6 protein-coding genes and 2 tRNA genes are annotated in these 6619 nt (G+C 62.1%); 3 read left to right on the top strand and 5 right to left on the bottom strand.

Going from position 1 to position 6619, the window contains the following annotated elements:
- Window positions 1-128: 128 nt before the first annotated feature.
- Window positions 129-1307: a M20/M25/M40 family metallo-hydrolase gene (locus KBX19_RS07995; protein ID WP_255998277.1), complete on the top strand. Its 1179-nt coding sequence runs from the start codon at window positions 129-131 to the stop codon at window positions 1305-1307.
- A gap of 102 nt (window positions 1308-1409) precedes the next feature.
- Here KBX19_RS07995 and KBX19_RS07990 read toward each other — a convergent pair whose 3' ends face one another.
- The gene (locus tag KBX19_RS07990; RefSeq protein ID WP_255998275.1) at window positions 1410-3527 is read right to left on the bottom strand and encodes a hypothetical protein; all 2118 of its coding nucleotides are present in this window, start codon (window positions 3525-3527) and stop codon (window positions 1410-1412) included.
- Between the two features lie 207 nt (window positions 3528-3734).
- Window positions 3735-3808 (bottom strand) — tRNA-Ile (locus KBX19_RS07985).
- A gap of 147 nt (window positions 3809-3955) precedes the next feature.
- On the opposite strand from KBX19_RS07985, the gene KBX19_RS07980 reads away from it, so the two are divergent.
- Window positions 3956-4028 (top strand) — tRNA-Asn (locus KBX19_RS07980).
- A 92-nt stretch (window positions 4029-4120) separates the two neighbouring features.
- Complete coding sequence (locus KBX19_RS07975; RefSeq protein WP_005289379.1) at window positions 4121-4384, top strand: integrase domain-containing protein; 264 nt, start codon at window positions 4121-4123, stop codon at window positions 4382-4384.
- A 3-nt stretch (window positions 4385-4387) separates the two neighbouring features.
- Here KBX19_RS07975 and KBX19_RS07970 read toward each other — a convergent pair whose 3' ends face one another.
- Genes KBX19_RS07970 through KBX19_RS07960 form a run of 3 tightly spaced genes read right to left on the bottom strand, consistent with a single transcriptional unit; the run spans window position 4388 to window position 6578 of the window.
- Window positions 4388-5341, bottom strand: a complete 954-nt coding sequence (locus KBX19_RS07970) for a Ppx/GppA phosphatase family protein (RefSeq protein ID WP_255998273.1) — start codon at window positions 5339-5341, stop codon at window positions 4388-4390.
- Window positions 5338-5874, bottom strand: a complete 537-nt coding sequence (locus tag KBX19_RS07965) for a DUF501 domain-containing protein (protein WP_005289375.1) — start codon at window positions 5872-5874, stop codon at window positions 5338-5340. Before KBX19_RS07965 ends, KBX19_RS07970 begins: the two co-directional genes overlap by 4 nt.
- A 5-nt stretch (window positions 5875-5879) precedes the next feature.
- Window positions 5880-6578, bottom strand: coding sequence for a septum formation initiator family protein (locus KBX19_RS07960; RefSeq protein ID WP_005289373.1), 699 nt, complete (start codon window positions 6576-6578; stop codon window positions 5880-5882).
- Between the last annotated feature and the right edge of the window lie 41 nt (window positions 6579-6619).

Below are 6619 nucleotides of genomic sequence, written 5' to 3'. Positions count from 1 at the left end.
GAAGACGCCTACTATCAACAATCACACGCCCACCCGTTGGGCGTTCAATAAGCGGAACGAAAACCAGGACGCTTCAACACGGATTAACCGGCGGGGCGCCCCGCAGTCCTTTTGGCACAATCGGAGCCATGAGCACCACTGCCCCATTGGACCTGACCGTCGCTGAATCACACCTGAAGGAGATGCTTGACGACGCTCTCCTCCTGGTCAACCAGGAGACCTACAGCTTCGATAAACCAGCGTTGGTGGAGGGGTTGAGGGTGTTGGAGGGGGTCGTCGATAAGCGGCTCGGTGAACCCGACGAGCGCACGCGGCATGACGGCGGCGAGTGGGGCGACATCGTGACCCTGACGTACCGCGGCGAGCTGCCCGGCCATGTCGTGGTGGTCGGACACTACGACACGGTGTGGCCTGCCGGCACCGTCGCGGCGTGGGACCCGCCGGCTCACGACGACCCGCGCGAACGGTTGTCCGCGCCCGGGATCTTCGACATGAAGATCGGGCTCACGCAGGGCATTTGGGCGCTCAAGCTGCTTAAAGACCACGGTATCGCGCACCCGACGGTGACTTACGTCTTCAACGGCGACGAGGAAATCGGCTCGTTTGCCTCGCAGCACGTCATCCAGGACACCGCGCGCAACGCCGACGCCGCATTCGTGCTCGAGGCCAGCGTCGACGGCAACGTGAAGGTCGCGCGCAAAGGCATCGGCGACATCACCGTGACCGCCACGGGCATCGAAGCGCACGCCGGCCTCGAACCCGAAAAGGGCGCCAGCGCCATCAACGCCCTCATGGAGTTCTGCCTCGCCGCCGCGGACCTCGCCGACCCGGACAAAGGCACCACCATCAACGTGGGCCTCATCGAGGGCGGCTCCGGCGCCAACGTCGTCGCGGGCACGGCCACCGCCAAGCTCGACGTCCGCCATTGGGTCCCGGAGGAAACCGCGCGTATCGACGCCGCCCTCGACACCATCACCTGGTCCGACGACCGCGTCACCATCGAGTGCGAACGCAACTGGAACCGGCCGCCGATGGTGCATACCGACGGCACTGAGGCGCTCTTCCAGGTGTTCAAGTCCCAGGCCGAAGCTTTGGGCCACTCTGACTTCGAGGGGGTTGCCGTCGGCGGCGGGTCCGACGCCAACTTCATCTCGGCTGTCGGCACACCCGTCGTCTGCGGCCTGGGCGCTGGTGGCGCTGGCGCGCACGCCCGGTACGAGTTCATCTACCCCGACTCCGTGCCGTTCTTCACCGCGCTGCTGGCCAACTCCATTGCAGCTATCGACGGGCCGGTCATCACCGACTAGCCCCCTGTCCGGTTGGGCTAAGCAATAGAAGACCTCCCGGACTCCAGCTCAATGGCTGGGTCGCGGGAGGTCTCGGTTTTACGGGACGCTAATCCCTAGGGTTTAGAACTTCGGGAGCTTGATACCGCCGATTCGCTCGAGGCAGTTCTGGATGTAGCCGTTGCGCTCGAAGCAGTTGTAGATGCCCACGAGGCCTGCCAGGCCAGCCAGCACACCGAGCGTGATCAGCACGATCTTGCCCATCGGCGAAGAGGACAGCTCGGAAGAACCGTCAATGAGTCCCTTCGCGGAGCCCTCAGACGAGCCCTTTACGGATCCTCCAGTGGAACCATTCCCGGAGCCGTCGGAAGGGTTGGCCGGGCCCTTCGGCGCCTCCTCCGTCGTCGTGGTCGTGGGTGACTGCGGGTCCTCAGGGGTCGTCGTCGTGGTCGGCTTCTCGTTCTTCTTCTCCGTCGGCTCAGCTGGCTTGCTCGACTCGGGGTCCTGCTTATCAGTCGGCTCAGCCGGCTTACTGGACTCGGGGTCCTTCTTCTCGGTCGTGGTCGTGGTCGGCTTCTCGTCGTTCGTTTCAGACGTCGTCGAGGTGGAAGTCGTTGGCTTCTCGCTCTGCTCGTCAGTCGGCTCAGCCGGCTTGCTGGACCCAGTGTCCTGCTTCTCCGACGTGGTCGAAGTAGTGCTCGACTCCTCGTCGTTCGTTTCAGACGTCGTCGAGGTAGTAGTCGTTGGCTTCTCGCTCTGCTCGTCAGTCGGCTCAGCCTGTTCGGTGGTCGTCGTCGGCTTCTCGCTCTGCTCGTCAGTCGGCTCAGCCGCCTTGCTGGACCCAGTATCCTGCTTCTCCGACGTGGTCGAAGTAGTGCTCGACTCCTCGTCGTTCGTTTCAGACGTCGTCGAGGTAGTAGTCGTTGGCTTCTCGCTCTGCTCGTCAGTCGGCTCAGCCTGTTCGGTGGTCGTCGTCGGCTTCTCGCTCTGCTCGTCAGTCGGCTCAGCCGCCTTGCTGGACCCAGTATCCTGCTTCTCCGACGTGGTCGAAGTAGTGCTCGACTCCTCGTCGTTCGTTTCAGACGTCGTCAAGGTAGTAGTCGTTGGCTTCTCGCTCTGCTCGTCAGTCGGCTCAGCCTGTTCGGTGGTCGTCGTCGTCGGCTTCTCGTCCTGCTTATCGGTCGGCTCAGCCTGTTGTTTGGTTGTGGACTCCTCGTCGTTTCGCTCAGACGTCGCCGAAGCATCGGTTGGTGTCGTCGGCTCGGCCTCCTCCGAAGCGGACGTTGTCGTTTTCGGAGTCAACTTCTCCTCCTCAGACGTCACCGGTGCAGACGATTCCTGGGTTGTAGGGGATACCGGAACCGGCTGTTCTTCAGTCGACTCCTCTTTTTCAACGATCTTTACAGCCGGAAACGGAGTTGCAGCTGCTTTCTTACCGCCAGGGGCGGTGTAATCCTCAGAGAGACCGCAGCGAACCAACGCGTTGATGTTTTTCTCTGAGAAAAACACCTTCGTGCTCCCCTGGACCAAGCCCTGTACGAATGCGTCGGGGTTGAGCGTTGTAGCATCCGTCTTCCGGATGGATGGTTGTACGGTAGAGCCAGGCTCACCAGTCGCCTTGAGCTTCAGCGTCACCTTAGGCAGCTTCTCGTCGCCCGGCTTCAAAATCTCTGCACCACCGTAGAACCAGCGTCCCTCGTTACTAGCTACCCACTCGGCGGGGTTATCGCCAACGTTCTTCCCGGTAAACCCCACCGGACCGACCTCGACAGGGTCTTTGCGTTGTTGCTCACCGACAAAACGAAGACGACCCCCCTCTTCAAGAACACTGAATTTACGAGGAGTGTTTTGATCAAATTCGAAAGAAGTGAGCTCGACGTTGTCCGGAAGATCGATCCACAGATTGGCTTGGGATAAACGCTTTACGGCAACCGTTTTTCCTTGCGCACTCATGACAGTGGGAAAAGCGACTGAACCGGGGTCAATTACGTACTCGAATTCCTCGCCAACCTGCACAGTGTCAGGTGCGGTTGCTTTGAAAGCGAGTGCAAAGTCATTACCGAGATCAAGGGAGGTTCTTGCAAATGCAGCGCTACCTTTCGGTTGAACATAGCAAGCAAGCGGCAGATTAACGTCAGTCGTCGTCGCCTCCTGAGCAACGGCGGAGGGAACAACCAGCGCAGATACCGCGATGGCTCCCGAGGTGAAGCCGGCGAGCGCGCGGCGGAGGTTCATCTTCATTGTGTCTCCATGTGGGAAAAGGCGAACGCCGGGCGCAACGACCGCGTTGAGCGAGGCGAACGGGAAAATGACAGGCAGTCCATAGACAGCGGTTTGACAGTTAACCGCAAGGACTTTCCTGACTATATCACCAACACGGAAACTAAATTGGCCGAGTCGGAAAACCAGGCACATAACACCGAACACACGGGTTCCATGCCTAATAAGTGGGGCCAGCGGGGCTCGAACCCGCGACCAACGGATTATGAGTCCGCGGCTCTAACCGACTGAGCTATAGCCCCTCGCAGCGAGTCAGTATATCCGCGCGCGCTCAGCCCAATGAAACCGGGCACCACACTACCGAACGAAGCCGAAAAGCGCGTACTTACTGGCGATTTGTCACTGTGAACACCTACGGGCTAAAGTAGCAAAACGTTGCACAGCAGCATTCCCGCATAGCTCAGTTGGCAGAGCATTCGACTGTTAATCGAAGGGTCACTGGTTCGAGCCCAGTTGCGGGAGCAGATTAACCCAGCACAGGAATGCGCTGGGTTTCGTCGTTAAGCGAAAGCCTCGCTCTCGACGAACAACTGCGAGCAGGTAGACTCGGGCGCATGATTCAGTTCGTCGTCGGAGCAGCAGCCGGGTACGTGTTTGGCACGAAGGCGGGGCGCAAGCGATACCACCAGATCGTCGACACCACCCAGAAAGTGGTCAATTCGCCTGTGACGCAGCAGGTTGTCCGCTCGACGCGCAAAGCCATCGCGAATCAGCTCGACCCGGAGCCGCGTATGCGCGAGGTGAAGGATCTCAAGCGCGGCAAGAAGAGCACCGGGCCGGAGCTCGAGCACGAGATTTACGAACCCGACGAGGATTAGAGCCTAAATCAACCCCGCGACGATCCCGTCGAGGATGTCTTTTTCGCTGATCACGAAAGACTCGGCTCCGTGCGCTTCGAACGCGGTCATCATCTGCTCGACGATGACAGACCCGGACCCGATGACGTCGGCACGCCCGGGGTGCACCACGGGGTTCGCCGCACGTTCCTTCGCTGTCGCTGACCGCAGCCAGCCGGTGATTTCGCGCATCCGCGCAAACGGGATGTTGGACATGTGGATCCGCTCGGGATCGTAGTAATCAAGGTCCTGCGCCAGCGCGCTGAGCGTGGTGAATGTTCCTGCGCACCCGACAAATGTCGCGGCCTGCGGGACAGGCACGGTCTCCGCGGCCTCCGCCATTTGCTTATCGACGTATCCGCGCGCCTCACTCGTCTCCTCCCCCGTCGGCGGATCACTGCGCAGGATGCGCTCCGTCAGCCTGACGCAGCCCATTTGGGTGGAGTAAGCACCGAGGATCTCCCCCGCTGCAGTGCCGACGATGAACTCAGTGGAGCCACCGCCTAAGTCGATAACGCAGAACGGGCCGCGGTCAGAATCAATGTCGAGGGTCGCGCCCTTGAACGACAGCTCCGCTTCCTCTTCCCCGCTGATGACTTCGGCTTGGGCGCCGTCTTGTATGCGGCCGAGAAGCTCGGCGGTCATGTCGAAAAAGTCGTCACGGTTGGACGCATCGCGGGTCGCGGAGGTAGCCACCATACGCACGGCGGACACGCCTTCAGCCTCCATGCGGTCGACGTACGCGGCGAGAGCCTCGCGCGTGCGCTCAATAGCTTCGGGAGCGAGTCGACCGGTAGCGTCCACCCCCTGCCCGAGACGGACGATGGTGTTTTCGCGGGTGATTTCCCGAAGCGCACCGTCCTCCTCGATGGCGCCGATAAGCAAACGGATGGAGTTCGTGCCGCAGTCCACAGCCGCGACGGTTTTCCCGGCCGTCATGCCAGGCCCTCCCCTGCTTCCTCGAGCGTGATGCCGAGATCGTCCAATGTCGGCCAGTCTTCCGGGATCGCGGTGCCGCGCATGTTGCCGTGCTCGGCTGCGAGAGCGACCGCTTCCGTGCCCAGGCGGACCCGGCCCGGCCCCTCCGCCAGCGCGTAGGCGATCAGGACGTGCAGGCACTTCACCCGGTCCGGCATGCCACCACCGGAGAAGTCGGTGCCGAGGTCCTCGATGGCGTTGCGTTCGGCCAGGTAGTGCTCGTGGGCGGCACGGTAGTCCGCCTTGAGGTCTGGGTCGGTGCCCAGACGGGATTCCATCCACTTCATCACCTGCGCGACCTCCAGGCGGGAAGCCTCAGCGGTCAGGCGTGGGTCGGTGAGGTAGTACAGGGTGGGGAACGGGGTGCCGTCGTCAAGCTTGGGCGCGGTCTTGACCACAGCCGGTTGGCCGTCGGGCGTGCGGTACGCGATGGCTAGTACGCCGCGCGGCTCGCGCCCGAGCTGGCGGGCGACAATCTCTAGGTCTTCCCTCATGGACGCTATTGTTCCACAGGTGCTTCAGCCGGCTCGGCCGGTGGTTCCTCGGGCGCAGGTGCCGGTGGCTCTTCGGGTGCCGGAGGCTCTTCAGGCGCGCCCTCGGTCTCGGGTTGCTTTTCCGGGATCTCGCGGAGCGAATCCCATATCACGGTGTGCCACGGGGTGTCCGGGTCAATCTCGTCACCGCGCGACGTTGTGATTGCATCCGACTGCATGCGCGGGTCGATGATGCGCCACGCCGTCTCACCGGGCGCCATCATGCCTAGGCGTCGGCGGGCTTCCTGTTCAACGTAAGCGGGATCGTTGTAACGATCGATTTTCTCTTCGAGCTCAGTTTTTTGCTGCTTCTTCGATTCGATCGACGCTTCCAACCGGGCGATCTCTTCGCGGCCGCTGTAGTAGTTGCGCAGGGGCACCGCGATAGCAATCAGCACGATCAGCACCACGGTGATCAGGACGGCCACGCCGACAATGTCGCCTTTGAGCATCTCCATGCGGCGCGGTTTCTTCGCGCGCGCCTTGGCCCGTGCGGCATCACGGCTGGCAACCGGCACCGTCCGTGGTAGACGGTGCGGGGCGCGGCGTGCGCTGCGCTCGTTCGCGCGTTCAGGGGTGCGCTGCGGGTCACGCTGCGTTCTACCGCCGCGTGCGTTACGCTGCGCCGCGTCGCGCCCTGAGTCGCGTGGGGATCGTGTGGCCATAGTGAATACGAAGTGTACTCGCGCCCACCCCACGACCCCGC

This window comes from Corynebacterium sp. CCUG 71335, assembly GCF_024454075.1.
GTDB classification, from domain to species: Bacteria; Actinomycetota; Actinomycetes; order Mycobacteriales; family Mycobacteriaceae; genus Corynebacterium; species Corynebacterium genitalium.
The sequence above is the reverse complement of the archived record's forward strand: the minus strand, read 5'-3'. Positions and strand labels throughout refer to the sequence as shown.

Excerpts from the sequence above, each read along its gene's own strand:
- KBX19_RS07995 (WP_255998277.1), top strand. The coding sequence starts at position 129 with ATGAGCACCACTGCCCCATTGGACCTGACCGTCGCTGAATCACACCTG.
- KBX19_RS07990 (WP_255998275.1), bottom strand. The coding sequence starts at position 3,527 with ATGAAGATGAACCTCCGCCGCGCGCTCGCCGGCTTCACCTCGGGAGCC.
- KBX19_RS07975 (WP_005289379.1), top strand. The coding sequence starts at position 4,121 with ATGATTCAGTTCGTCGTCGGAGCAGCAGCCGGGTACGTGTTTGGCACG.
- KBX19_RS07970 (WP_255998273.1), bottom strand. The coding sequence starts at position 5,341 with ATGACGGCCGGGAAAACCGTCGCGGCTGTGGACTGCGGCACGAACTCC.
- KBX19_RS07965 (WP_005289375.1), bottom strand. The coding sequence starts at position 5,874 with ATGAGGGAAGACCTAGAGATTGTCGCCCGCCAGCTCGGGCGCGAGCCG.
- KBX19_RS07960 (WP_005289373.1), bottom strand. The coding sequence starts at position 6,578 with ATGGCCACACGATCCCCACGCGACTCAGGGCGCGACGCGGCGCAGCGT.